This is a genomic window from Flavobacteriales bacterium (genome assembly GCA_025210805.1).
In the GTDB taxonomy this organism is placed as follows: domain Bacteria; phylum Bacteroidota; class Bacteroidia; order Flavobacteriales; family CAJXXR01; genus JAOAQX01.
The window spans coordinates 196,735-222,596 of record JAOAQX010000023.1; the positions used below are offsets into that span (position 1 = coordinate 196,735).

A 25,862-nucleotide genomic window follows, 5' to 3' on the forward strand; every position below is an offset into this window, starting at 1 on the left:
ATTATAGCATGCGTTAAAAATTTAATGAAAATCAAATAGGCGGTTATATTTTGATAGATTCCTTACATTTGTATTCTATGAGAGTCGATATTATTACTGTTTTACCAGAACTGATGAAGAGCCCTTTTGAGGCCTCTATAATGAAGCGTGCACAAGAAAAAGGGCATTTGGAAATTCATTTTCATCAATTAAGAGATTTTGCAAAGAATAGAACCCGTAGAGTTGATGATTATCAATTTGGAGGTGGAGCAGGAATGGTCATTCAGTGTGAACCCCTCTCCTCTTGTATTGATTCATTGCTAGAGACCCGCGTTTATGATGAGATCATCTATATGACTCCTGATGGTCAGACATTAAATCAGTCTATGGCGAATACCCTTTCTTTGTGTGAAAACATCATGATTATTTGTGGGCATTATAAAGGAATTGATCAAAGAATTCGGGATAAATACATCACCAAGGAAATATCTATTGGTGATTTTGTATTGAGCGGAGGAGAACTTGCTGCCTGTGTACTGATTGATGCTGTCATTAGAGTAATCCCTGGCGTGTTGAATGATGAAAGTTCTGCACTTACAGATACCTTCCAAGATGATCTCTTGGCTCCACCTGTCTATACGCGTCCTGCAGAATGGGATGGTAGAAAAGTTCCCGAGATTCTCTTATCTGGAAATGCGTCCAAAATAGAAGAATGGCGTTATGACCAAGCTTTGGAAAGAACAAAAAAACTAAGACCTGATTTATTGGGTGAATAAAATATCAAAAATGAACAATAAGAAAATTATCAGATCTTGGGCTCTTTACGATTGGGCAAACTCTGTGTATTCATTGGTAATTTCTACCACTGTTTTCCCGATCTATTTTGCAAGTGTTAGTCCAGAAAAATTGAACATTTTAGGACAGTGGAAATCAGCAAGTGTATATACTTTTATCATTAGTTTATCATTTATAGTGATCTCGCTTCTCAGCCCTATTTTATCGGCAATGGCAGATATTTCTGGGCAAAAAAAGAAATTTATGACCTTCTTTTTTGTACTTGGAGCCTTATCTACCTCTTGTATGTTCTTTTTTACAAAAGAACATATTTGGTTTGGTCTTATTTTGAGCTTTATGGCAAGTATTGGTTTCTCTGGTAGTCTTGTTTTTTATAACTCTTATCTACCTGAAATTGCTCCAAAAGAGGATCAAGATAAAGTAAGTGCAAAAGGTTTTGCAATGGGGTATTTGGGAGGAGCCATATTACAAATTCTAATTCTTGTTTTAATAGAGAAATTTGAATTATTTGGTTTATCAGATAAAGGAATTGCCACTCGAATTGGATTTTTAATAGTAGGATTATGGTGGCTTATTTTTGGTTTTAAATCAATCTCTGGATTACCTAAAGACGAAAAGAAAACGGTTCCTAAGAATTCAAATATTATCAAAGATAGTTTCTTAAAGATAAAAGCCGTCAGTAAATCGACAAGGAATTTCCCAAAACTCAGACCTTTTTTATGGGCATTTTTTATGTTCTCTACAGGTGTCCAAACAATTATTCTTGTTGCCAGCCTTTATGGTAAAGATGTTTTAGGTTTAGAAACGGGTGATCTTATCCTTACGATATTACTCATTCAATTTGTTGCATTTGGTGGGTCTCATCTTTTCGCCTACTTTTCTAAAAAATTTGGAAATATTAGCGCTTTATTAATCTCAACAAGTACTTGGTTTCTCATCTGTATTGGAGCGTTCTTTGTCACTTCAAGGATTCAATTTTTTGTTTTCGGAGCTTTAGTTGGTTTAGTTTTAGGAGGAATTCAATCTATTGCAAGAAGTACCTATTCTAAATTTTTACCTAAAGAAGAAGAACACACCACCTATTTTAGTTTCTATGATTTCCTCGAAAAATGGTCAATAGTAGTAGGAACACTTCTTTTTTCTATTATCACAGAATTCATAGAAATGAAATATACCAGCCTTATGCTGGCATTATTCTTCGTAATATCAATAATAATACTCGCACCACTAAACTCGAAAAAAAATAGATTATGAACAACCCAGAACAACAAAATCATGACAAGGTTTTTGATATAGCCATTGTCGGGGGAGGTATTGTTGGTTTGGCAACAGCTTATAAGATACAAAAAAAGTATCCAGAGCTTAAACTGGTAGTTTTAGAAAAAGAAAAAAAACTAGCCAGTCACCAAACAGGACGAAACTCTGGAGTAATTCACTCTGGAATTTACTATAAACCGGGCTCACTAAGAGCTGAAAATTGCTCCAAAGGACGAGTTCAACTTGTAGAATTCTGTAAAGAACATAATGTCACACATGATGTTTGTGGAAAATTGATTGTGGCAGCAACAGAAGATGAGATTCCAAGACTCGACGGAATTCTTGAAAGAGGAAAGGAAAATGGTCTAGAAAACTTAGAAATTATCAATTCTGAGGAAATAAAACAGATAGAACCATTTATCGAAGGAATAAAGGCAATTAAAGTACCACAGGCAGGTCTCGTCGATTTCGTTGGTGTTACAAACAAATTGGCAGAACTTTTGCTAAAAATACAGCCTGATTCTGAGATAGTTACTGATTTTGGAGTAATTAACTGGAATCAAAAAAGAACAAAAGAAATTATCGGTATCGATAAAACAATATTTGCTAAAAATATAGTATTTTGTTCTGGATTGCAAGCCGATCGTATGGCAAAAAAAGACAATGTCGATTTAGAAATAAGAACTGTTGGATTTCGAGGAGACTACTATGAGCTTACAGAAAAAGGAAAAAAGAAAATTAAGCATTTAGTTTACCCTGTTCCGAATCCTGCATTTCCTTTTTTAGGCGTGCATTTCACTCGAATGCACGATGGAACTATAGAGTGTGGACCCAATGCGGTGTTTACCTTTAAAAGAGAAGGATATGGAAAGACAGATTTTAACTTTAAGGATACATTAGAAGCTTTGACATATCAAGGTACATGGAAGCTATTCTTTAAGCATTGGAAATTTGGTTTAGATGAATATAGACGTGCATTTTCTAAGCAATTGTTTTTAAAACAGTTACAAAGACTCTGTCCCAGCTTAGAAATGGACGACATTGAAGAAGGAAGATCAGGAGTGAGAGCAATTGCTTTACAGCCTGATGGAGAAGTGTTTGACGATTTTATTATTGAGTACAAAGAGAATGCAATTCATGTATTGAACGCACCTTCACCTGCCGCAACAGCTTGTTTAGCGATTGGTGATTCGGTTTGTGATCTTGTAAGTACTCATTTTAAATTAAAACACTAAACCTATGCAAGTAAAAAAAGAATATGTTCGTCAACAAATCCTAAGAGTTTCAACAGAAGAGTTCTTAAAAAAAGGATTTTCGAAGGCTTCCCTAAGAGAAATAGCTAAAAAAATGGATTCGTCCACTGGTGTCATTTATACCTACTTTAAAAGTAAAGAAGATATATTTGAAACCATAGTAACACCCAGTATAGAAGCACTATACGGATATGTAACCTCTGCTAAAAAAGATTCAGCGTTAATAAAATTAGCAAAAGACAAAGATGTTAATGACTTTATTAACATGATGTTCAATCAAATTCAAACAAGTCAAGAAGTCGCTTGTGGCTACCGATTATTATTCTCGAAAGCTGCAGGAACGAAATTTGAAAACTTCTATGAAGATTTAATTCAAAAATTTGCAGAAGTTCTTGCTATGAAAATCAAAGAAAACAAAGAATTCAACCAACTTTCAATGTTTACTTTGAGATCCTTGATTGAATTTTTGATCAACACCCAGAAAAAACTCTTTCTTGATAAAGATGGCAACAAAGAAACTGTTCTCAGATATTACCAAGAAATTATGAGCTTCTTTGCCCCTGCTTGGATTAATGCACTTACGGCAAAATAACAGAACTTGCTCACAAATGAGCATAATACCATTTATGGTGTTAATTTACCCAAATGCAAAAGCCCCCTTTGAAGGGGGAAAGGGGGATGTTCCACTACGATAGCACTCCAAAAGAAGCTAAAACAAATGGGTGAATTAACGCCGTAAATGGGTATAATATCTAAGAGTAAATTAACATCATAAATGGTATAATTTGCATTTTTTTTCAATTGTAAAAAACCACGATAGTTTCAAATTATCGTGGTTTTTTTATATTTGGTAAAACCTTCCAAAAAATTCTCCATGAATCATCAGAAAAGAGAAGAGATTATTAATTATGTTAAATCTAATCTTCAAAAAAGAGAAGCCGCCCACGATTGGCAGCATATTCAACGTGTTTTAAAATTATGTAAAAACATATCTAAAAATTATACAATAAAAGAAAACGTCCTTTTTCTTGCTGCTTTATTACATGATTTAAAAGATTATAAATTCTCTCAAGAAGAAAAAGACATTTTAAGCCCAAAAGGTCTAATGCAAAAATTTGAAATTGAACAAGGAATCCAAAATGAAACGTTAAAAATCATTGACTCCATTTCTTATAAAGGAGGAACAAACCCACCCAAAACAAATTGTATTGAATTCAAAATAGTTCAAGATGCTGACCGTTTAGATGCAATTGGAGCCATTGGCATTGCCAGAACATTCAACTATGGAGGATATAAAGGAAACGCCATGTATGATTCCCAAATCCCTGTAAGAGATAAAATGAGCTTTGAGGAATATAAAAATGGGAAAAGTACAACCATCAATCATTTTTATGAAAAACTTCTTCTTATAAAGGATCTTCTGCACACCCCAGAAGCTAAGAAAATAGCAGAAAAACGTCATCAATTTATGCTCCATTTTTTAAAACAATTTCACAAAGAATGGTATGTGGAAATCGACTAAAATAATGCAAATTTGCATTTTGTAAATATTATGAGCCAAACAAGAAAAAAGTGGATTCTTCTTTTAATTCTTTCTTTTATATGGGGAAGTTCTTTTATATTAATCAAAAAGGGTCTTCTTGGTTTAAATCCTATTCAACTAGGAAGTTTAAGAATAATTTTCTCAGGAATTATTCTCTTTATATTTGGTTATAAAAGCTTTAAAAACATCCCAAAAGAACGATACTTTTGGGTGGCACTCTCTGGTTTTGCTGGTACTTTTTTTCCTGTCTATCTTTTTGCTTATGCAGAAACGGAAATAGATAGTTCAATTGCCTCAGTTTTAAATGGTACCACTCCTCTATTCACACTCATATTTAGTGTCTTTATCTATAAAATTGCAACTTCCAAGCTTCAGGTAATGGGGGTTCTATTGGCTTTTTTAGGTTCACTCCTACTCATCTCAGAAGGCTTTGAGATAAACCCAGACAAAAATAATTATTATACTATTTTAGTACTTATTGCAAGTGTTTGTTATGCCATCAATGTGAATATTATAAAAGCGAAACTGCAACACTTAAAAGCGATCGAAATTGCAACAGGAAGCTTTGTTTTACTCGTACCGATAAGCCTTATTATTCTCTGGTTTAGTGCTTTCTTTGAAACAGATTTTCATTCAAACCCAATTATTATTGAATCCATTTCTTATGTGTTTGTTTTATCAATCTTCGGTACAGCATTAGCGAAAATTCTCTTTAATAAAACAGTGCAAATTTCCACCCCTGTTTTTGCCAGTTCTGTGACATACCTAATACCTATTTTTGCTATTTTTTGGGGTGTTTTAGATGGAGAACAATTGAGTTCTCTTCAAATAATTTCTATACTCATTATTTTAGGGGGAATCTATTTGGTAAACAATAAAAGGAAGTAAATGACTCAAGATTATATTATTTTCATAAGAGCAATAAATGTAGGAGGCACGAATATCGTAAAGATGAAAGAGCTCAAAGAAATTCTACTTAATAATCCGCAACTTGTGGAGGTGAAAACCTATATACAATCGGGAAATATCCTAATCAAAACAGCACTTAGTAAAATTGATCTCAAGAAGTTTATGCTCGATGTATTAGAAAAATCTTTTGGGATAAATACACATCTATTTGTTTACACAAAGGGAGAATATTTGGGAATTATACAAGATGTTCAATCAGGACTAAAGGAAGATATTATTAGTAAATTTTACCTTGTAATTTTCTCTGAAACAACCATCGAACAACCTCTAGAACTATCATATCTTCAAAAGTATATTACTAACGAAAAACTCTTTTACTTCAAAAAAGTACTATCTGTGTATTTTGAAAATGGAGTAGGCAAATCAAAATTAGATCTAAAAAAAATAGAAAGACAATTTAACTTCAAAGGTACAGGCAGAAATTTAAATACCATTTTTAAGATGGAGAAAATGCTCGAAGAATTTTAAACCCATAAAAAAATCATAACTACAGATTCGAAAGAGATTGCTTACATTTGAATTTACTAAAATAGGAAGCATAAAAACTTGAATAAACCAGCCAAAATACTCGAAAAATACGGATTAAAAAAAACCAAAAATCGATTGGATGTTCTTCAATTATTTTTGGAAAATAATACGGCTCTTTGTCATGCAGATATCAGTGCATTTTTTAAAAACAAAATGGACAGAGTAACCTTATACCGAGTACTTCAATCTTTTGAAAACAAACACATTATTCACCAGTTTAATGATTGGGAAGGAATTCAACGTTATGCCCTATGCTCTTCACATTGTAGTATTCATCATCACCACCAAGATGAACACGCTCATTTGCTTTGTGTAAAATGTCAGAAGACATTTTGCGTTGCTTGGGAAATAAACACACAAAATACCATCACAGATTTCGCTGTGGAAGAGATTCAAATAAATGTAAAAGGAATTTGCAAAGACTGCAAAAACAAATAACTATGAAGAATTTTTCAAAATTTTTGCTCATCGCAATCATCGTCACATTCATCAGCTTTATTATTATGGGCCTAATAAAAGATGGTGAAGTAACTGTAGAATCAGAAATAGTAATTGCCGACACGCCTTTGGAGCTGGTAAATGATCATCTTCAAAATCCTGAAAATATCAAAAATTGGTCGCTTTTTATGTCTGATACTAATATCTTGATAGAAACGGATAAAAATTATTTAGACTGGAAACATAAAGATGATGAAGAATGGGTGAGAATGAATATTAGTAACCAAGCTGGTGAAATTGTTTATGAAATTAAACCAAAAATTGGAGACCCTAGTTTTATGAAATTCAATACAGAAAAAACTGGTGAGGACATTAATGTTCATTGTAATTATCAAATTGAAATTCCTTTTCTTTTTAGGTTTTTCAAAGGAAGTATGAAAGAACAATTACAAGAAAGCTTGGATAAAAATCTCGTTTCATTAAAAGAATATGTTTCAAAAAACAAAGAGTAAATACCTTTTTTCCTTTATCATTTTCTTTTCTGCTTTCCATTTTTCTTGGTCGCAAAATAGACTTTCTATACCTCCGTTTTACCAAAAAAGGCTGCCAATAGAAACTGGAATAAGCTCCATGAGCGGATCTGGTTTTGGTTTGCATATTGCCATAGAAAACCCGATCTTTCAAGATAAAACAGAAAGAGTTGTTTCTAATAGAATCGAAAGAGAAGGAAAAGAAATTCTAACAAAAATTATATTCAAAGATTTTTTCTTTGGAAAAACTAATGAGGTACGATTAGGTTTACAACTGGCATATAGAAAAACTTTTGTAAGCGGAATTATTCTTGAACCACAACTCTCCTATTCCGCAGGATATTCTTTTTTTTATCAAGATTTCACAAAAGATTTCAACGATCATCAAATAGATCTCCAAATAGGTTTTGGCTATGACTCAAGATTACAAGAAAAGGGAGGGATCAATTACTTCATTCGCCCGGGGCTTGGAATAGACCTCTATAACTCTGTGGACGCAAAGGTGCAATTTGTCCTTGATTTTGGAATCAATTTCCACACGGAATGGTTATGGATTAAACGTTCCAAAAATCCTTGGTTGAAAAAAAGAATAAAAAAACCCCATTCAGAAAGTGAGTTTTTTGGTTCCTCGAGAGGAAATGGAGCTGCTGATTCTCCATGCTCAAATAGGAGAAAACAAAAATTGAATACAAAAAAGCGTAAATTTAAAACGGGAAAAAGAAAATTTAGATCCAAAAAAAGAAGATAATACATGAAGAAAATATTGATAATCATATATCTAACATTGAGTTGGCAAGCAAATGCACAAAAAATACCTTCAGAAAGAAATCTTGTTGATAGTTTTTTTCATACTTCTCTTGAAAATAGTTGGGCTTATCAAGACTTAAAGTTTTTATGTAAAGAAATAGGAGCAAGATTATCTGGAACAGAGGAACTAGAAGATGCCATAAACTGGATTGATACATTGGCACAAAATACTTTTTATGCAGACACCGTTTACAGGCAAGAAGTGATGGTTCCTAAATGGTCTAGAGGTAGAGAAAACGCCTATTGTTATTCAAAAAATGGACGAAAAAAATTAAAAGTTTCCCAATTGGGCTTTTCTGTAGGAACTGGTTTATACAAAATTAATGGATTGGGTATTTATTTCAATGATCTCGAAGAGTTAAAAGAAGCTGATAAAGAGGAAGTATCAGGTAAAATAGTGGTTATAGACAAAGCCTTTGATGACAAATTATACGACCCATTTCATGCATACGGAGCCTGTATATCTCAAAGAACAACTGCAGCCGTAGAAGCAGCAAAAAAAGGAGCAATTGCAGTATTAATAAGATCCTTAACCAATGAATGGGATGAACATCCACACACAGGAACCATGGCTTACCAAGAAGGCGTGGACTCTATTCCTGCTGCTGCATTAAGCTGGGAATCTGCAGAAAACTTGAGAAACATTCTTGCAGAAGATCCAGAAACAACCATCTATCTTAAACTGGTTGCCGAGAATGAAGCCCCTACCCTTTCTCATAATGTAATTGCCGAATTAAAAGGGAAAAAATCTCCTGAGAAAATTATAACAATAGGCGCTCATATAGATTCTTGGGACATAGGTGAAGGCGCTCATGATGATGGTGCAGGAGTTGTACAAGTCTTAGATGTTCTACGTTTATTTGAAAAATATCAGTACCAAAATAATCATACCATTAGATTTGTTTGGTTTACCAATGAAGAAAATGGAGCTAAGGGTGCATTAAAATATGCCCAAATGGCAGAAAAGAATCATGAGAATCATCTTTTTGCCATAGAGTCAGACCGAGGAGGATTTAGCCCAAGAGGATTTAGCTATTTTTGCCAAGATCCAGTAAAAAAACAAACATTTTTGTCTCAAATAGACGCTTTAAAAAAATATGGTATCCATATTGCTCAGGAAGGTTACCCAGGAGTTGATATATTTCCCTTGAAAAAAGTTGATTCTTCGGTACTTTTAGTAGGACTCTATCCAGACCCACAAAGATATTTTGCATATCACCATGCAAAAAGCGATGTTTTTGAAAGTGTAAACCGAAGAGAATTACAGCTAGGAGCAGCCAGTATGGCTTCACTTGCTTATCTTTTAGATCAAGCACTAGCAGAATAGAACACAACTTTAAGTCAAAAAAGTATATTTTTGTAATCATTAAATTCATTGAATGACCAAAAGAAAAAAAATTGAAGCCTACAAAGAGATTATTGTAGAAGCTATTTTAGAAAAAAAAGGACAGAATATCACCATATTAGACTTTGAAGAACTAGAAAATACTTCTTCAGATCTTTTTATTATCTGTGAAGGGAATTCCACCACCCAATTGAATGCAATTGTAGATTCTATAGAAGAATTTATGAGAGTTCATTTAGGAGAAAAACCTTGGCACATAGAAGGAGAAAGTAATCAAAGCTGGATCCTAATGGATTATGTAAATGTAGTGATTCACGTATTTACCCCAGAAACCCGTCATTTCTATAATATAGAAGAATTATGGGCAGATGCAAAAATTACTCAAATAACAGAAAATAGTAGCTTGATAAAGTAAAGATAATGGAGCCAAATCAAAACAAAAAGAATAACAAACCACAAAAACGTAACTCGTTTAATATCTATTGGTTTTACACTATAGTTGCTGTTTTTATAATTGCCTACCAGATATATTCATTAAATACTTCCAACAAAGACTGGAGCTGGAAACAGCTTAAAACAGCCTTGGAAAGTAATGAAGTAAAAGGTATTGAACTAAGAAACAGAACTGTAGCCTATATAAAAATAAAGCGAGAAGCTTTAGAATCAGAACCTTACAAAAAAATTGTAAAAAGAAATTCTCTCTCAGCTCCTTATCATTTTCAATATACCATTGGAGACATTAGAACGTTTACAGAAAGAGTACAAGAAGCTCAAAAAGATACAAAGGAAGAGGAAAAAATCTATGTAGATTATGTAAATGTTGAAAATGTTTTAGATACATTCCTTTCTTGGCTTCCACTTCTTATTTTTATAGGATTTATCGTTTTTATGATGAGAAGAATGGGAGGTTCTGGCGCAGGAGGACCTGGAGGTCAGATCTTCAATATTGGAAAATCTAAAGCACAAGTTTTTGACGAAAAGAAAAAAATTGAAACAACCTTTAAGGATGTAGCAGGACTAGAAGGAGCAAAAGAAGAAGTACAAGAAATTGTGAATTTTCTTAAAAATCCTGATAAATACACCAGTCTAGGAGGAAAAATACCAAAAGGAGCCCTACTTGTAGGACCTCCAGGAACAGGAAAAACTCTTTTAGCAAAAGCTGTAGCTGGAGAAGCAGGTGTTCCATTTTTCTCACTTTCAGGTTCAGATTTTGTTGAAATGTTTGTGGGTGTTGGAGCCTCTAGAGTAAGAGATTTATTCCAAAGAGCAAAAGAAAAATCACCTTCTATAATCTTTATCGATGAAATTGATGCCATCGGAAGAGCCCGTGGTAAAAACGCCATGACAGGTGGAAACGATGAAAGAGAAAACACACTAAACCAACTACTTACAGAGATGGACGGTTTTGGAACGAAGAATCATGTAATCGTTCTTGCTGCCACAAACCGTGCCGATGTTCTTGATAAAGCATTGGTTCGTGCAGGAAGATTTGATAGACAAATTTATGTGGATCTTCCAGAGCTTAATGAAAGAAAAGAAATCTTTGAAGTACATACAAAAAGTCTTAAAGTAGAAGATAATTTAGATCTAGACTTTTTAGCAAAGCAAACACCTGGGTTCTCAGGTGCCGATATTGCCAATATGTGTAACGAAGCTGCATTAATTGCTGCAAGAAAAGATAAAAAACAAATCAATAAGCAAGACTTTTTAGATGCTGTTGATAGAATTATTGGAGGATTAGAGAAAAGAAATAAAATAATCTCAAAATCTGAAAAAGAAGTGATTGCTATTCATGAGGCTGGACATGCCGTTGCAAGCTGGATGTCTGAATTTGCCGCTCCCCTAGTAAAAGTTACTATTGTACCCAGAGGTAAATCCCTTGGAGCAGCTTGGTATTTACCAGAGGAAAGACAAATAACCACCACTGAACAAATGCTTCATGAAATGCGAGCAACCCTAGGAGGACGTGCTGCAGAAGATATTATTTTTAACAAAATTTCTACAGGAGCTTTGTCTGATCTCGAAAAAGTAACAAAACAGGCTCAGGCTATGGTTTCTATTTACGGACTTTCTGATAAAATTGGAAATGTTTCATATTATGACTCTAGTGGACAACAGAGTGGGTTTACCAAGCCATTTAGTGAAGAAACTGCAAGAATAATTGATCAAGAAATCAAAGATATTATTCAACAGCAATATGAATTTACTAAGAAAATTCTTCAAGAAAATGTGGCTGGTTTAAAACAAATTGCTAAATTGCTTCTTGATAATGAAGTGATTTTCAAGGAAGACCTAGAAAAAGTATTAGGAACAAGACAATCCTCTGAGTATAATTCTATTTTTCCAACAGAAAAAATAGAAGAAAATAATACAGAAGAGAAACCTAAAATAGACGAAGGAGAAGCGGAACGTGAATAAATTATTGAAGATTTTTGGGCTCAATAAAGAAAGTGAAGAACATCATAAAAAGATTGATGATCAAAATGCGGATTTGTCCAAAAACACCAATAATAATAACAGTCTCCAAGAAATTGACCCCAGGAAAAATATGGAACTCGATGAGCTTTTCGCCTACGAGTTCACAAATCAAGGCGGTAAATTTCTGCTCCTTGATCACTCCAAAGAAATTCAAGAACAAATTCCAATCATTCTTCAAGAGAATGGTTGGAATTCGCCTTTTATAACAGAAGATAAAATTAAGACATTAGTAAATTTATCAAAAACATCTACCCTAGCCCAAGCCGACGTTTTTATATCTTCTTGTGATAACATTATTGCCAATCAAGGTAAACTAATGATTTCCTCACATCAAGTAAAGCAATATTTATTCTCTCAAATGCCCAAAAATCATATTATTATTGGTACAACAAGCCAATTTGTTAAAAATATGAACGAAGGACTGAGTAGAATCAACAGAATATACCGCAAGGCTTTACCAACAAAAATTACCACGTTTAGCACAAAATCTAAAACAATTGAGGAAAATCAAAAGCAATTAGACCGCAATATTTATCTACTTTTGTTAGAAGATTATTCCTAAAGGAATCCTATTTTAAGAAAAAATGAACAACTTCCAAAAAAGGCTACTCAGTGGAGCCGTTTATATCATTGTGCTCACATTGGGGTGTACACTCAACGAGAATACTGCTCATAGTTTATTTGTACTTTTGATGCTTTTATCATTGTATGAATTCAAAACAATTGCTCAAAAATTCTTATCAGTTCACCACAGCTTTACCTATATCATCTCACTGATGTTTTATTTGAGTATCAACCCAAAAGCATTTCCGATATTGGAATTTTCTGCAAATGCTTGGCTGTTTGCAAGTATCATTGTGTATCTAAGCTGGATTTTTTACCTGATACAATACAAAACAGAGAGTTACAAATACATTGTTAGTGATTTATTTAGCTATGTATATATCGTATTACCTTTTGCTTTGGCAGTTCCTTTTGCAAAAACAGGAACAACGGACTTTGTAGGATACAAAATTCTATTACTTTTTGTATTCATCTGGTCATCAGATTCTTTCGCCTATGTTTTTGGTTCAAAGTTTGGAAAAAACAAATTATTCCCTTCTGTTTCACCCAAAAAATCTTGGGAAGGATTTATTGGTGGAGGTCTCTCTACACTGATTTTGGGTTATTTGGCAGGTTATTTTTTCGAATTTGTGACTATTCCTGAAGCTTTGCTTTATGCTTTTTTAGCATTTTTCTTCGGATCAATAGGAGATTTAATACAATCGAGCCTTAAAAGACATTTTGAAATAAAAGACTCTAGCAATCTCATACCAGGACATGGAGGTTTTTTGGATCGTTTAGATTCCTTTATTTTCGCAATGCCCATCGTGTATATTTTGAATTTAGCCTTATAAGAACGATTTATTGTAAATTTGCAAAATGGGAAAACTATTAGGAATTGATTACGGAGAAAAACGCATTGGACTTGCAGAAACAGACGAATTGCAAATTATTGCCGCTCCCATGGATACGATTTCTAATAAAGAAATTTGGGACTTTTTAAAGGGTTTCTTAGCAACCAATAGTGTGGAGAAAATTATTTTGGGTTTACCCACCTACCTAAATGGTGATCATTCTGAAACGACTCAAAAAGTACTTGATTTCTCAAAAAAACTTGAAAAAAAATACCCCAATATTCCCGTAATTCATGTAGATGAAAGCTATACATCTCAAATGGCTTTTCAAACCATGATAGACGCAGGAGCATCTAAGAAAAAAAGAAAAAATAAAGGGCTAATTGACAAAATAAGTGCCTCAATTATCCTTCAAAACTATATGAATCAACTATGATATTACCTATTGTAGCCTACGGTCATCCCGTTTTAAAAGAAGTAGCTAAAGACATTGAAAAAGACTATCCTGAACTGGATACTTTATTAGAAAACATGTGGGAAACTATGTATAATGCCCACGGAGTAGGTCTTGCTGCTCCACAAATCGGAAAATCTATCCGAATTTTCGTAATAGATGCTTCACCCTTTGCTGATGAAGAACCCGCTCTTAAAGATTTCAAAAAGGCGTTTATAAATGCTCATATTATTGAAGAAACAGGTGAAGACTGGGATTTTAATGAAGGTTGTTTAAGTATTCCCGAAGTTAGAGAAGATGTCACAAGACCTTCTGAAGTATTGATAGAGTATTACAATGAAAATTGGGAAAAGAAAACCGAAAAATTTGATGGCTTAGCTGCCCGAATTATTCAACATGAGTACGACCATATTGACGGAATTTTATTTACCGATCATTTAACCTCTTTGAGAAAAAGAATGATCAATGGGAAGTTAAAAAAGATTCAAGATGGAAAAATAGACTCTGGATACCGCATGAAACTGGCTCCTAGCAAAAAGAAAAAAAGATAAATTGTTATGAAAATACATTATTCTTTTATTTTTGTTGCCATGCTATTTTCTTGTGCAAATCCTTCACAAGAGGCCTTTGACACCTTATCACAAAAAGAAAAAAGCTTCTTTGAGACTCATAAAACCAAAGAGTTAACCCAAGAAGAAGGAGAGAAAATGATTGAGCAATACAAAGATTTTGAAAAACAATTTCCTGATCACAAAGAACTGCCCGAAATCTACCTTAAAAAAGCCGATATCTATCAGGGATATAAAAAGTTCTTGATGGCACTAAAGGTGTATGAAGATTTTACCAAAAAATTTCCTCAGCACAAAAAAGTAGCCTACGCAAGTTTTATGAAAGGGTTTGTTTGTGATCAAGCTTATAATTTTTCTAAGTACGACCGATATAAAACGTATGCGATTGATTTTTATTCAAAATTTATCCAAAAATACCCAAAACATCCACTAGCAAAAGACGCTCGAGGAGCCATAAAATACCTCAATGAGTCCAAATAAATACCGACATACTTTCCATGAATTTGACCTCATTGTGAGTGTAAAAAACATGAAAAATATTCGGCTAAAGAAAAATCCTAGAGATGGTCTGTGGCAATTGAGTATTCCTTTTGGGGTGAGCCTTAAAGAAATCAATGCTTTTTTAGAATCCAATTATGATTGGATGAAAGAGATTGAGAAAAAAATGACTCAAAGAGCTCAAAAAGATAAAACCAAATTTGAAAATAACTCCAAACATCTTTTGTTTGGAGTTTATTATACCTTCTCGTTTGCAAAAGCTCAAAAGACATTTGACTATCAAATAGATGAGGACAAAAAAACAATTCATATTTACGCCAATCATGAACCAAATCCAGAGATCAATGAGCAATTATTGAATCACTTCTACACCTTAGAATTACAAAAGATACTTCCTGATTTAATAGAAAAATGCACCCATATCACAAAGCAATATTTTAATCAAATAAAAATAAAAACCATGATTTCAAGATGGGGATCTTGCTCACTAAGAACAAGAAATATTAGCCTTAATTCTCACCTTGCAAAACATCCTATTATTCATATCGAACATGTTCTCATTCACGAGCTAACTCATTTTTTAGAACCTTCTCACAACCATCGTTTCAAAGCATTTTTAGATCAATTTCAGCCTGGCTGGAGAACCATAGATCGAGATATTAAAAGGATTGGTTTCGGGTAAGTGATTTTGGGTATACACACGAATTTATCATCATTTTTTTCGTATTTTTATTCTTTATTTTTTTGTTAAAAAGAGCGAAATTTAACATATTAACTAACTGAATAATGAAAAAAATAACCTTCCTAATCATACTTTTATTGAGCTTCTCAATAACATACGGACAGCAAAATTCATGGAAAAATACTCCTGAGATGAAAATCACGGGCTTTGCAGATGTTTTTTACACCTATGACTTCAATAAACCCAAAGGAACTGAAAGACTACCTTTTGTATTTAATCATAACAGACACCATGAGATAAACATAAACTTAGCACTGGTGAAATTTGGATTAAATCATGCTAAGTATCGTGGGAATTTTGCATTTCAAACAGGTACTTATTCTGTAGATAACTATGTTGCAGAACCAGGATTTCTAAAATATATTTTTGAAGCGAATTTGGGAATCTCATTAAATAAAAAAAATAATCTGTGGATTGATGCTGGAATTTTCCCATCTCATCTCGGTTTCGAAAGTGCAATTTCTATAGATAATATGACTTTGACCCGTTCTTTAGCCGCTGAGAATTCTCCTTATTTTCTTTCGGGTGCCAAAATTACATTTACGCCAAACAAAAAATGGGAATTCGTGGGAGTCTTAACAAACGGTTGGCAAAGAATTAAAGCTGTTGAAGGTAATTCATTCCCTTCGTTCGGAACTCAAATTATTTATCGTCCTCAAAAAGCAGTCACTTTAAACTGGAGTACATTTATTGGAACAGATGACCCTGATAATCAAAGAAGAATGCGATATTTCCATAATATTTTCGCTGAACTAAATATACATAAAAACCTAAAGTTAATTGCTGGATTTGACATAGGTATACAACAAAGGATAAAAGACAGCAAAGAGTATTATACTTGGTTTTGTCCTACATTTATTGCTCAATACAAAATTCACAAAAACTGGTCAACGGCATTTAGAGCTGAGTATTATCAAGATACAAAGGCTGTGATTATTCCTGTAGAAAACAATAAGGAATTCAGAACTCTAGGGCTATCTTGGAATTTAGACTATAATCCGCATGCCAATATTTCTTGTCGTGTAGAAGGGAGATGGCTCAATAATAAAGATGCCACATTCCTATCACAAGATAAATATAAACATGATAACTTTGTCATCGCTAGTTCTATCGCTTTAAAATTTGAGAAGATTTTTAATAAATGATCCAATAAAGGAATTTCACCTCTCTTATTAATTCTTCTGGCATAAGAAAATAATATTAGAAACTAGTCAAAATAAATCAAAAAAAAATAAAATTTTAGGCTCTAGATTTGTATTTAGAAACAAATGATAAAAAATAATCTATTTTTTATTGTATTAAAAACTAAAATTTTATGAAAACTATTTTTAGTCTTCTCTTTTTCCTTTTTATAAGCACAGCCGTTTTTGCACAGTCTGATGCTTACTCTATTTATGGTATCAAAGGGGGAATTAACCGAGTAGAAAGCGGAAAAACGGGAGTTGTTTTAGGTCTTTTTGGAGAATATGCACTTTCTACAAATTTTTCTTTAAGATCAGAAACCAATTTCTCGGCTCAAGAAATTGATATTGAGTCAGACAATAAAAAACAGGTACAAGCAAAACTCAACTATCTTAATTGGCCGATTTTAGGAAAATTCTATATGAATGAATCTTTTAGTTTAGAAGGCGGTCCCCAAATTGGTTTTTTATTGAGTGGAAAAAGTAAAAGTCTTGCCAAAAACGACTTCAAAATCATAGAGTTCGGTCTAAGTGTAGGTTTGGGATATCGATTATTGGATAATATAGAATTAGGACTGCGTTATAACCATGGATTAACGGATATTACAAAGACAAAGGATCAGATTAACAATAAAGTATTGCAACTGAGCTTGGCTGTTAATTTATAAGGATTTTACTGAACCACTAATCTAAAAACACCCATTTTTTTACCAAAAGAATCAAAAGCAACTATTTTGTAAATACCTGATGCAAAAGTATTCGTTGAGAATTTTGGTTCTTTTGTTTGCAATTGCATTCTCCCCTGCGCATCATACAATTTTAAATATCCAAAATCTGATTTATCGATATTCAGCACTACTCTATCATTACTAGGATTTGGGTATAAAAAAACCGTTTTCGCTGCCGCTTCTTCCGTAGATAAATCTTTAAAAAAATAGAATAACCTAGCAGGTTGGTCATCATTCCCTTCAGTAGTAAAATAGTAAGAATGTGCATCTCGTGGACTACAGGATTCTACCTGAAAAGAATAATCATTTGGCAAATATATTTGTGATTCCTTGATTAGACTTATCTGACTCAAATCATCATTAACAATCTCCAACTCTACCATTTTTGCATACAAAACTTGGTATCCTACCAGAATTAGCTTCGTATCAGAAATTCGATGAGCATCTGTCACAAGCATATTAAAATCAAGGCTATCAATTAAGGTAGCTACCTGATGTCCCGTATCTTTTGGTACTTGATACAGATACGTTTTTTTATTATCCCAGTTTTTTGTAAAAATGATAAGATTATTTCCAAAAGGAATCATTGCCTCTGCATCAAAATGTGTTTGAAATTGCTGACTGCTAAAATCTGTCTGATTTTGGTAGTTAAAGTATATAAAATCAGCACTAACACCCAGGCTATCTGAAGATAAATAATCTTGTTTATCTATCTTTAAAATTCTTAAATTTTGACGATTCCCATAATTATTTCCAAAATCACCGATATAAATAAAATCATGATCAGTACAAATTGCTTCCCAATCAATATTAGGTGCGTTTGAAATCATTGTCTCTTTTAATATAGAACCATTCAAGCTATCAATTTCATATAAAATGGGAGAATTCCCAGAATCATTAAAAGTCAAAAGATTACCGTTCACCTTGGTGATTCCTGATGTTTCCACAACACTATCAGAGAGTTGTGTTAAAAATTGTGTGTTCTGAGCAAAAGTAATTTGAACTCCAAAAAAAAGTACAAAAAAGGAAATTAGTAAACGCATATTGATCATTTTAAACCATTAATTTAAAGCATATATTATACCGATTATTTACCAAAAATACTCACTTATATCGATTACCAACTAATTACTCTATTAGTTCATTGAATTCAAAGCTTGTTTTTTAAAGTATTGTATCCATATTTTACATACCAAAACCTGATATATTATCTGTATATTAAACGGATAATTCTTCGTTTATTTTCATTAGTTAAAAATGTTTTTTGTACCTTAGTCTCATGATATTCAAAAATATAAATAGTACCTTTAGATTCACTTCCAAAACTTGTAATTACTGGGCTTTTTGTGTTTTTGATTTTAAAAAAGAAAGTATAAACGTATAATGACTTATGAATGTGCCTTTGTTATGTGAGGGTGTGTTTATTTGGTTGTTGTGTACCATAAAAAACCGATATGAAAATAACCAAATTCAAAATAGAAAATTATAGGGCGATTGAAAATATAGAGTTTACTTTGAACTTTTCAATCAACCCAATAATTGGTATAAATGAAGCCGGTAAAACATCTGTTTTGAAAGCAATATTAGCTTTTGATAAATCAAGAGATAGATATAATGGCGGAAAGCACTTAGAATATGAAAATAACTATACTATTAAGCAACGAGATTGTAGAATTTTAGCTTTTATAAAATTAGAGAAAAAGGAAAAAGAAGATCTTATTGAAAGAATTAAGATAAATACAGAATCAGAAGATTTTAAAATTATTAATTCATTAAACAATGATTTCTTATTTATTTTAGAACGTTCACTTTCAAAAGATAAAAAACCATATCAATGCACAATTGAAGGTATTACTGAAAAGACTTTAATTAAGATTTCAAAATACTTAGTGTCTAAATTACCATACATTTTATACTTTGATGATTTTGCAGACAGAGTGCCAAGTTTAATACAGTTCCCTGATGATTATAGAGAAAGTGGTAAAATTGGAAGAGTTAAAAATAGAGAATGGAACGAAATCATTGAAGAAATTTTTAAGCGAGCAGATACAGAGGGTATTGACGAAGATGAAACAGAAACTCCTTTAATTTCTTATTTAAAAATTGAAGATAGAGACAAAAAGTCTGACATACGTTCAGATGTTGAGGATACTCTCAATGAAGAAATAATAAAGGAATGGAAGAGAATTAAGAAAAGTGGTGAAAGCTTTGCAGATGATAGTGATAAACTTGAGTTAGTTATTGTAAATACTGACAATACTTTTGAGTTTAAAGTAAAAGACAAGTCACATAAAGGTAAAAAGAGAACGTTTGATATTTCAGAAAGAAGTAAAGGTTTTCAATGGTTTTTCAATTATATGGTTAAATTGAAATTCAATCCAAATTATAAAGGGAAATTAGAAAACTCCATTTTCCTACTTGATGAACCAGGCTCATATTTACATTCTTCTGCTCAAAGTGAATTATTAAAAGAATTAGAATCTGTATCAAAGAAAAACACTATCATTTATTGTACTCATTCACAATATCTTCTAAATCCAGAAATCATCAAACTTGGAAGTATTAGAATAGCGGAGAAGAAAGATTCTAAAATCAATTTACAAAATTTCGGTAGTTACAAATCAAGAAAAGACAAAGGTGCTTTATCTCCTATATATCAAGCGTTAAACTTAAATTTTGCTCACGACTTTGTTGGGAAAATAATAATAACAGAAGGCATAACTGATTTCTATTTTTTCAATATCCTGCAAAAGCATACTAGTTTTATAGAAAATAAACTAAAATTTATACCAAGTAGCGGAGCAAGTCAATCTACGACACTAATTAGCTTTGCGTATTCTTTTGCAGATAACTTCATCATTTTCCTTGATAATGATAAAGCAGGTAGAAGTGCTAAGAAAAAATATCTCAAAGAATTTGGAAATGAACTTGAAAATAAAATTCATATTTATGGCAATAAGAGTGATAAGTTTGAGTTAGAGGATTTTTTATGTGAAAAAGATGCAAAAAATTTACTAATACTAACAGAATCTAACGATTTAAAAAGAGCATTAGGTTTCTTGTTTTATGATTATGCTGAAAAGCAAGTTGAGTTTTGTGAAAAATTATCAGATAATACTAAAGAAAATTTAAAACATTTATTTGAAACACTTGAAAAAATATAAATACGACACTACAATAACTAAGTCTTCAGATTACTCGCAGAGCAAAATCTGGACTGAATAACTGTCCCGAAACATCGAAAGACTTTTGAGTGTTCAAAGGTCTTTTTTTAAATCTTTAACTTTCTTAAAATTAAGGAATTTTGTAGCTTTATATACTTTTGGAAAAGCACCTGTAGAGCAGGTTTAGTTTGACAAAAAATAGAGTATGAAAAACCTATTACTTTTCATATACAAAATCTTAATCTCAATTAAAAGCTCATGAAAAAATATATCTATTTACTAGTAACAATTGGATTGACTTGTTATTTCTCTGGAGAAATGTTGGCACAATCGAGTTTGGATCAGTCAACGGAAGTTGTTGATACTTTATATTCAGAGGTTCTTGGAGAATCTCGTGAGTTTTGGGTTAAATTTCCAGAAAATTATAGCTCAGATAGTCCTGTAAAATATCCTGTTGTTTATTTGTTAGATGGGTTTTCTTTGAAGGAAAATATAGAAGCTGTTTATAATAATTATTGGGGACATTATTTACCTCACATGATTCTAATTGGAATTTCTAATAAAACCAACAGAGTGCGAGATCTCACTACGTCACAGATTAAGATGAGACGTGGACAAGCAATGGATAAAAAGACTGGTGGTGCTAAAAAATTCACTCACTTTATTGAAAAAGAACTCATACCATATATCGAAAATAAATATCCTACGACCTCTTACCGTACGTTGATAGGACATTCATACGCAGGACTTTTTACAATAAATATGCTGATTAACCATAAGCATGTTTTTGAAAACTATATTGCGATTGATCCAAGTATCGAATGGGACAATCAAAAATTATTGAAAGAAGCAAAGCAAAAACTCCTTTCTGGTAATTATGAAGGAAAATCCCTTTTCATATCTTTAGCTGCTGAACAGTTACATATTTGGAATGAAAAAATAACCATGGAGAATATTATGGCTGATTCTTCAGATTTTACTCTATTTGCTCGTTCTATCATTGACTTTTCAACATTTGCAACTTCTCATAAACAGACAGGATTAAATTTCTCATGGAAGGTGTACCATGAAGATTTACATGGGACTGTTCCACTTCCAACGATGAGAGATGGCTTGATTTTTCTTTTTGAGTGGTACCAGTTTAAATCTCCACAAAAATATAATAATCCAGAAACGACAGTTGAAGAATTAACTGGGTTATTGAAAAAACAAGAAAAAATCTATACAACACATTTTGGATATCCATTTCCACCAATGATTGAAGAAATGCTTAGTGGATATGGCTATATGAATTTGGAAATGGGGCAACCGGAAAAGGCTTTTATGTTTTTTAAAATGAATATTGACTACTATCCAAAAAGCGCAAGTGCACATAACTCAATGGCAGATTATTACGAGACCAAAAAGGACTATATCAATGCTTTAAAATACGCAAAGAAAGCATTTGAACTCAGTGGAGAAAATAAAGATAAGAACAGAATAAAAGAACTTGAGAAAAAGAACTAAGAATAATTAATCGACAACTAACAGGATAATTTAAATCTTCATCTTACAAGTCGTTTTGTGGTGAAGGGTCGTGGTAAAAATCACTCTATCTAACAGATAATCAGGTGTTTTTTATTCAAGAGCGCTACTTATTTTTATTTCGAAATTTAAGCATAAAGAAAATGACATTATACACCTTTAGAAATAAACACAAAAAATAAATTCACAGTTTGCTTTTTCAACTGTCTAATATATTGTAACCAAAATTCATTGGTTACTTAAAAAATTTATGAAAATGTCTACAGTTAAAAATCACGACGTACAAAGTATTAATTTATCAACATCAACAGAAAAAGCATTTGATTATATTGCTAATCCTGTAAACCTAGAAAAATGGACTGGAGCTTTTAAAAATGCCGATGATAAATCGGCACTACTAATTACTCCAAATGGAGAACTTAAAATTGGTTTAGAAACAAGAACTAATAAAGAATTAGGAACTATAGATTGGTATATGACAATGCCAGACAATAGTGTTGGTGTTGCATATTCAAGAGTAACTTCAGGACCGGATGGTCATGCTATTTATTCTTTTGTTTTAATAGCTCCACCTTTGCCTTTAGAGCAAATTGAGGGAACTTTGGCTGTTCAAAAAGCTCAACTTACTGAGGAACTCATAAAATTACAAGAAATTCTAACAGCTTAAAAACTAAATGAAGGCTAAATAAAAATTAGCCTTCATTATACACGGTAAATATGGAAGAACAATTGATAAAAGAGAGTCTATTAGGAAATAAAAAAAGTCTTGAAAAGTTGATAAAATCTATTGAAGGATTAGTATATAATTTGTCTCTTCGTTTTTTATGGAATAAAGAAGATGCAGAAGATGCTACCCAAGAAATTTTGATAAAAATAATAACCAATTTGAGCAAATTTAATGGGAATAGTAAGTTTCAAACGTGGGTTTATAGGGTATCTACTAATTACTTAATCAATAAAAAGAAAAGTACATTTGAGAAAAGCCCTATATCATTTAGTGATTTTGCAAAGGAATTAAACATTATTAAAGAACCTGTTAGCTATGATTTTGCTGATAAAGATATTTTAGAAAAAGAAATGAAAACAGGTTGTACCTTAGCTATGTTACAATGCTTGAGTAGAGAATTACGAATTGTTTTTATACTAGGTAGTATTCTGAAAATAAAAAGTAATATAGCTTGTGAAATTTTAGAAATTACAGCCCCAAATTTTAGAAAAAGACTGGAAAAATCAAGGAAATTAATAGATTCTTTTATGAATGCTAACTGTGGTGTTTACAATCCTAAAAATCCTTGTAGGTGCAACAATAGAATAAATCAAGCCTTAGCTTGTAAAAGAATTGTAAAAAACAATCTGAGTTTTGTTTCTGATATAGAAGCTTATAATAGCGAAATGGAAGAACTGCATTCTATGACTGGTATTTATGCAAATCACGGAAAATTTAAAAATCAATCAGACTTTAATAATGAGATTAAAGAGCTTGTAATGAATAAAAGAATCATAAATTTCGAAGATAAATAATGTCGAACACATCAATATTTCTCCAAACCACTCACAAAGCAAAACCAAAAGAGCCCGAAAACATCGGAGACTACCAACTAAACACCTTATTTGCTCACTTTTTATGATTGATTTCAATAATTCACCTATCAAAAAGCTTGTACATTTTTCAAGTAATACCTAATTTATTTTCTTTAACTAAAAATGTTTTTTGTACCTTAGTCTTATGATAGTCAAAAATATAAATAGCACCTCTAGATTCACTTCCAAAACCTGTATTTACTGGGATTTTTGTGTTTTTGATTATAAAAAAGAAAGTATAAACGTATAAGGCGTATAAATACACCTGTGTTATGTGATGGTGTGTTTATTCGGTTGTTATAGCAAATTAAAATGGACGAATTTAATCGAACAGAGATATTCTACTCAATAGTTAACAATGACTATGATAAATTCGTGAAAGAGCTTGAGTTTTTGACCGATGTAAATATGGTTGATATAAACGGAATGTCTTTACTTCATTTCTGTAGTGAATATTCAAGCCTTAAATTTGCAGAAAGTCTAATTGAAAAAGGTATCAACGTTGACTTAAAAGATAATTATGGGAATAATGCTTTATGGAAAGCTACATTTAATTCAAGAGGAAATTATGAATTGGTCAGATTACTAATTGAAAATGGATCTAACCCAAATTCTAAAAATAATGCCAATAAATCACCATTGGACTTAGCACTTAGTTTTGGAGATGAAAGACTAATCGGACTGCTTAGCGAGCCAGAATATAAATACTATGCAGACTGGGAACAATTGGCTGATTTGTTCAATTACAAAATAAACAAACACGACCAAGATTGGACTTATACAATTTCAGAACCTGAAAGAATCGAGGATTACCTAGATGCTTATGCAAATATTGAGAATATTGAAGCAAAATATTCTCTACTTGAAATGATCATTCAATCCGTTAATGACCAAACTGATGAAGAATTTGATAAGTATTGGAATCGATTAGTTCCATTCCTTGATATTGATTTCGAATTAAACAAACCTACTATCTATTATTGGTGTGATTGGATGAATGATAATCTGGAAGATTGTTTCGTAATTAGCGGCAAGATGAGAGAATATTGGATTAAAAAAACTAAAGAAAAAATGCTATAATAAGCTATGTCTTCGGGTTACTCCCCGCTCCCGCCAATTTCTAATTGGTGTGGACACACAAATAATCAAACCATATTAACCCCGAACATCGGGATTGACTAAAACCCACAGCGTCTTTTTCTAAGGAAAAAGAAAACCGACTCAATAGTGAAGTGGCAAAAAGAACAAAAACTAAAGACAATAGTCGAATATTATTCGTTTACCTTCCTTCATAAAGTTGTTTTTTTGTACCTTAGTCTTATGATATTCAAAAATATAAATAGTACCTCTAGATTCACTTCCAAAACTTGTAATTACTGAGATTTTTGTGTTTTTGATTATGAAAAAGAAAGTATAAACGTATAATGGCTTGACTTATAAATATGCCTTTGTTATACAAGGATTTGTTTATATGGTTGTTGTGGTGCATAGGAATGAAAATATCATTAGACATATTAGCAAAAGCAATTTCAGAGTATCGTTCTGAAGGAATGGAGCTAATGGACCGATTGGGAAAGAAGTTTGGTTATGACATATCTATTCAAGAGCAATATGAGGAATTGGTATGGAGAGGTAATACCAAAGTTCCAAGACGTGGTAAACTTTCTGAAAGGGTTAATTATTCCTTCCATGGTGGAGAATGCGGTTTTCATAAAAGAAAAACACAACAAAATATTGAAGTAATTCTTACGAACCCACCAAAGTTCGGAAAAATTGATGCATGGTTTTTAAAAGAGTTTTTAGATAGTACAAATGAATACAAAGACCTGAGTAAAGAAATAGATTGGCAAGAATTAAAACCAATGTTAGATCAACTGTATAAATCTGGAATAATTGAAGAAATAAAATAACATGGGGCAATTTACAGACATATATATAGCTTTAAAAACTAGATCAAAGTAAAAAGGAATTGACTTTTTAAATCACTTCCCCCACTCCCACCAATTTCTAATTCCCCGATACTCGGGACAAGGTGTGTGGACACACAGATAATAAGCCAAATTAACCTTTTTACAAGAAAAACAAAACACTCAATGATTATT

28 protein-coding genes are annotated in these 25,862 nt (G+C 32.1%); 27 read left to right on the forward strand and 1 reads right to left on the reverse strand.

Features of this window, described 5'->3' with window-relative positions; translation table 11 throughout:
* The first annotated feature begins 77 nt into the window (after window positions 1-77).
* From trmD to N4A45_08965, 21 genes are all read left to right on the forward strand, one after another.
* Window positions 78-755: a tRNA (guanosine(37)-N1)-methyltransferase TrmD gene (trmD, locus tag N4A45_08865; protein MCT4665326.1), complete on the forward strand. Its 678-nt coding sequence runs from the start codon at window positions 78-80 to the stop codon at window positions 753-755.
* A 10-nt stretch (window positions 756-765) separates the two neighbouring features.
* Window positions 766-2,028: an MFS transporter gene (locus N4A45_08870; protein MCT4665327.1), complete on the forward strand. Its 1,263-nt coding sequence runs from the start codon at window positions 766-768 to the stop codon at window positions 2,026-2,028.
* Window positions 2,025-3,266 carry an L-2-hydroxyglutarate oxidase gene (lhgO, locus tag N4A45_08875; GenBank protein ID MCT4665328.1) on the forward strand — a complete coding sequence of 414 codons (1,242 nt, stop codon included), beginning with the start codon at window positions 2,025-2,027 and terminating at the stop codon, window positions 3,264-3,266. The genes N4A45_08870 and lhgO overlap by 4 nt, the downstream gene beginning before the upstream one ends.
* Window positions 3,267-3,270: 4 nt before the next feature.
* Window positions 3,271-3,876, forward strand: coding sequence for a TetR/AcrR family transcriptional regulator (locus N4A45_08880; GenBank protein ID MCT4665329.1), 606 nt, complete (start codon window positions 3,271-3,273; stop codon window positions 3,874-3,876).
* A gap of 282 nt (window positions 3,877-4,158) precedes the next feature.
* Window positions 4,159-4,806: an HD domain-containing protein gene (locus tag N4A45_08885; GenBank protein MCT4665330.1), complete on the forward strand. Its 648-nt coding sequence runs from the start codon at window positions 4,159-4,161 to the stop codon at window positions 4,804-4,806.
* Window positions 4,807-4,836: 30 nt separating this feature from the next.
* Complete coding sequence (locus tag N4A45_08890; GenBank protein MCT4665331.1) at window positions 4,837-5,715, forward strand: DMT family transporter; 879 nt, start codon at window positions 4,837-4,839, stop codon at window positions 5,713-5,715.
* A complete protein-coding gene (locus tag N4A45_08895; GenBank protein ID MCT4665332.1) occupies window positions 5,716-6,264 on the forward strand; it encodes a DUF1697 domain-containing protein in 549 nt (182 codons plus the stop codon).
* 78 nt (window positions 6,265-6,342) lie between these two features.
* Window positions 6,343-6,762, forward strand: coding sequence for a transcriptional repressor (locus N4A45_08900; GenBank protein ID MCT4665333.1), 420 nt, complete (start codon window positions 6,343-6,345; stop codon window positions 6,760-6,762).
* Window positions 6,763-6,764: 2 nt separating this feature from the next.
* Entirely contained in the window at window positions 6,765-7,274 is a 510-nt protein-coding gene (locus N4A45_08905) for a hypothetical protein (GenBank protein MCT4665334.1), read from the forward strand.
* Window positions 7,252-8,040 (forward strand): hypothetical protein, encoded by a 789-nt coding sequence (locus N4A45_08910; GenBank protein ID MCT4665335.1) that lies wholly within the window; start codon window positions 7,252-7,254, stop codon window positions 8,038-8,040. The genes N4A45_08905 and N4A45_08910 overlap by 23 nt, the downstream gene beginning before the upstream one ends.
* Window positions 8,041-8,043: 3 nt before the next feature.
* On the forward strand, window positions 8,044-9,426 hold the full coding sequence (locus N4A45_08915; protein MCT4665336.1) for a M20/M25/M40 family metallo-hydrolase: 1,383 nt from the start codon (window positions 8,044-8,046) through the stop codon (window positions 9,424-9,426).
* 52 nt (window positions 9,427-9,478) lie between these two features.
* Window positions 9,479-9,859: a ribosome silencing factor gene (gene rsfS, locus N4A45_08920; protein MCT4665337.1), complete on the forward strand. Its 381-nt coding sequence runs from the start codon at window positions 9,479-9,481 to the stop codon at window positions 9,857-9,859.
* A gap of 5 nt (window positions 9,860-9,864) precedes the next feature.
* Window positions 9,865-11,862: an ATP-dependent zinc metalloprotease FtsH gene (ftsH, locus tag N4A45_08925; GenBank protein MCT4665338.1), complete on the forward strand. Its 1,998-nt coding sequence runs from the start codon at window positions 9,865-9,867 to the stop codon at window positions 11,860-11,862.
* Window positions 11,855-12,484, forward strand: coding sequence for a lactate utilization protein (locus N4A45_08930; protein MCT4665339.1), 630 nt, complete (start codon window positions 11,855-11,857; stop codon window positions 12,482-12,484). Before ftsH ends, N4A45_08930 begins: the two co-directional genes overlap by 8 nt.
* 22 nt (window positions 12,485-12,506) lie before the next feature.
* Window positions 12,507-13,319, forward strand: coding sequence for a phosphatidate cytidylyltransferase (locus tag N4A45_08935; protein ID MCT4665340.1), 813 nt, complete (start codon window positions 12,507-12,509; stop codon window positions 13,317-13,319).
* Window positions 13,320-13,344: 25 nt separating this feature from the next.
* Window positions 13,345-13,755, forward strand: coding sequence for a Holliday junction resolvase RuvX (gene ruvX, locus N4A45_08940; protein ID MCT4665341.1), 411 nt, complete (start codon window positions 13,345-13,347; stop codon window positions 13,753-13,755).
* On the forward strand, window positions 13,752-14,324 hold the full coding sequence (gene def, locus N4A45_08945) for a peptide deformylase (GenBank protein MCT4665342.1): 573 nt from the start codon (window positions 13,752-13,754) through the stop codon (window positions 14,322-14,324). Before ruvX ends, def begins: the two co-directional genes overlap by 4 nt.
* A gap of 6 nt (window positions 14,325-14,330) precedes the next feature.
* A complete protein-coding gene (bamD, locus tag N4A45_08950; GenBank protein ID MCT4665343.1) occupies window positions 14,331-14,822 on the forward strand; it encodes an outer membrane protein assembly factor BamD in 492 nt (163 codons plus the stop codon).
* Window positions 14,809-15,522: a M48 family metallopeptidase gene (locus N4A45_08955; GenBank protein MCT4665344.1), complete on the forward strand. Its 714-nt coding sequence runs from the start codon at window positions 14,809-14,811 to the stop codon at window positions 15,520-15,522. The genes bamD and N4A45_08955 overlap by 14 nt, the downstream gene beginning before the upstream one ends.
* 104 nt (window positions 15,523-15,626) lie before the next feature.
* Complete coding sequence (locus tag N4A45_08960; GenBank protein ID MCT4665345.1) at window positions 15,627-16,727, forward strand: porin; 1,101 nt, start codon at window positions 15,627-15,629, stop codon at window positions 16,725-16,727.
* 170 nt (window positions 16,728-16,897) lie between these two features.
* Entirely contained in the window at window positions 16,898-17,431 is a 534-nt protein-coding gene (locus N4A45_08965; GenBank protein ID MCT4665346.1) for a PorT family protein, read from the forward strand.
* A 5-nt stretch (window positions 17,432-17,436) separates the two neighbouring features.
* Here the strand turns inward: N4A45_08965 and N4A45_08970 are convergent, their stop codons facing one another.
* Window positions 17,437-18,534 carry a T9SS type A sorting domain-containing protein gene (locus N4A45_08970; GenBank protein ID MCT4665347.1) on the reverse strand — a complete coding sequence of 366 codons (1,098 nt, stop codon included), beginning with the start codon at window positions 18,532-18,534 and terminating at the stop codon, window positions 17,437-17,439.
* A 411-nt stretch (window positions 18,535-18,945) separates the two neighbouring features.
* Here N4A45_08970 and N4A45_08975 point away from each other — a divergent pair, with 411 nt between their 5' ends.
* The 6 genes from N4A45_08975 (at window position 18,946) to N4A45_09000 (ending at window position 25,670) form a co-directional block, all read left to right on the forward strand.
* Window positions 18,946-20,655, forward strand: coding sequence for an AAA family ATPase (locus N4A45_08975; GenBank protein ID MCT4665348.1), 1,710 nt, complete (start codon window positions 18,946-18,948; stop codon window positions 20,653-20,655).
* Window positions 20,656-20,913: 258 nt separating this feature from the next.
* Entirely contained in the window at window positions 20,914-22,161 is a 1,248-nt protein-coding gene (locus N4A45_08980) for an alpha/beta hydrolase-fold protein (protein MCT4665349.1), read from the forward strand.
* Window positions 22,162-22,435: 274 nt separating this feature from the next.
* Entirely contained in the window at window positions 22,436-22,846 is a 411-nt protein-coding gene (locus tag N4A45_08985) for a hypothetical protein (GenBank protein ID MCT4665350.1), read from the forward strand.
* Window positions 22,847-22,896: 50 nt separating this feature from the next.
* Window positions 22,897-23,700, forward strand: a complete 804-nt coding sequence (locus N4A45_08990) for an RNA polymerase sigma factor (GenBank protein ID MCT4665351.1) — start codon at window positions 22,897-22,899, stop codon at window positions 23,698-23,700.
* Window positions 23,701-24,072: 372 nt separating this feature from the next.
* Complete coding sequence (locus N4A45_08995; protein MCT4665352.1) at window positions 24,073-24,840, forward strand: ankyrin repeat domain-containing protein; 768 nt, start codon at window positions 24,073-24,075, stop codon at window positions 24,838-24,840.
* A 413-nt stretch (window positions 24,841-25,253) separates the two neighbouring features.
* Window positions 25,254-25,670, forward strand: a complete 417-nt coding sequence (locus tag N4A45_09000) for a hypothetical protein (protein ID MCT4665353.1) — start codon at window positions 25,254-25,256, stop codon at window positions 25,668-25,670.
* The last annotated feature ends 192 nt before the right edge of the window (window positions 25,671-25,862 follow it).

Coding starts and splice junctions, on each gene's coding strand:
- trmD (MCT4665326.1), top strand. CDS start 78: ATGAGAGTCGATATTATTACTGTTTTACCAGAACTGATGAAGAGCCCT.
- N4A45_08870 (MCT4665327.1), top strand. CDS start 766: ATGAACAATAAGAAAATTATCAGATCTTGGGCTCTTTACGATTGGGCA.
- lhgO (MCT4665328.1), top strand. CDS start 2,025: ATGAACAACCCAGAACAACAAAATCATGACAAGGTTTTTGATATAGCC.
- N4A45_08880 (MCT4665329.1), top strand. CDS start 3,271: ATGCAAGTAAAAAAAGAATATGTTCGTCAACAAATCCTAAGAGTTTCA.
- N4A45_08885 (MCT4665330.1), top strand. CDS start 4,159: ATGAATCATCAGAAAAGAGAAGAGATTATTAATTATGTTAAATCTAAT.
- N4A45_08890 (MCT4665331.1), top strand. CDS start 4,837: ATGAGCCAAACAAGAAAAAAGTGGATTCTTCTTTTAATTCTTTCTTTT.
- N4A45_08895 (MCT4665332.1), top strand. CDS start 5,716: ATGACTCAAGATTATATTATTTTCATAAGAGCAATAAATGTAGGAGGC.
- N4A45_08905 (MCT4665334.1), top strand. CDS start 6,765: ATGAAGAATTTTTCAAAATTTTTGCTCATCGCAATCATCGTCACATTC.
- N4A45_08910 (MCT4665335.1), top strand. CDS start 7,252: ATGTTTCAAAAAACAAAGAGTAAATACCTTTTTTCCTTTATCATTTTC.
- N4A45_08915 (MCT4665336.1), top strand. CDS start 8,044: ATGAAGAAAATATTGATAATCATATATCTAACATTGAGTTGGCAAGCA.
- rsfS (MCT4665337.1), top strand. CDS start 9,479: ATGACCAAAAGAAAAAAAATTGAAGCCTACAAAGAGATTATTGTAGAA.
- ftsH (MCT4665338.1), top strand. CDS start 9,865: ATGGAGCCAAATCAAAACAAAAAGAATAACAAACCACAAAAACGTAAC.
- N4A45_08935 (MCT4665340.1), top strand. CDS start 12,507: ATGAACAACTTCCAAAAAAGGCTACTCAGTGGAGCCGTTTATATCATT.
- ruvX (MCT4665341.1), top strand. CDS start 13,345: ATGGGAAAACTATTAGGAATTGATTACGGAGAAAAACGCATTGGACTT.
- def (MCT4665342.1), top strand. CDS start 13,752: ATGATATTACCTATTGTAGCCTACGGTCATCCCGTTTTAAAAGAAGTA.
- bamD (MCT4665343.1), top strand. CDS start 14,331: ATGAAAATACATTATTCTTTTATTTTTGTTGCCATGCTATTTTCTTGT.
- N4A45_08955 (MCT4665344.1), top strand. CDS start 14,809: ATGAGTCCAAATAAATACCGACATACTTTCCATGAATTTGACCTCATT.
- N4A45_08960 (MCT4665345.1), top strand. CDS start 15,627: ATGAAAAAAATAACCTTCCTAATCATACTTTTATTGAGCTTCTCAATA.
- N4A45_08965 (MCT4665346.1), top strand. CDS start 16,898: ATGAAAACTATTTTTAGTCTTCTCTTTTTCCTTTTTATAAGCACAGCC.
- N4A45_08970 (MCT4665347.1), bottom strand. CDS start 18,534: ATGCGTTTACTAATTTCCTTTTTTGTACTTTTTTTTGGAGTTCAAATT.
- N4A45_08975 (MCT4665348.1), top strand. CDS start 18,946: ATGAAAATAACCAAATTCAAAATAGAAAATTATAGGGCGATTGAAAAT.
- N4A45_08980 (MCT4665349.1), top strand. CDS start 20,914: ATGAAAAAATATATCTATTTACTAGTAACAATTGGATTGACTTGTTAT.
- N4A45_08985 (MCT4665350.1), top strand. CDS start 22,436: ATGTCTACAGTTAAAAATCACGACGTACAAAGTATTAATTTATCAACA.
- N4A45_08990 (MCT4665351.1), top strand. CDS start 22,897: ATGGAAGAACAATTGATAAAAGAGAGTCTATTAGGAAATAAAAAAAGT.
- N4A45_08995 (MCT4665352.1), top strand. CDS start 24,073: ATGGACGAATTTAATCGAACAGAGATATTCTACTCAATAGTTAACAAT.
- N4A45_09000 (MCT4665353.1), top strand. CDS start 25,254: ATGAAAATATCATTAGACATATTAGCAAAAGCAATTTCAGAGTATCGT.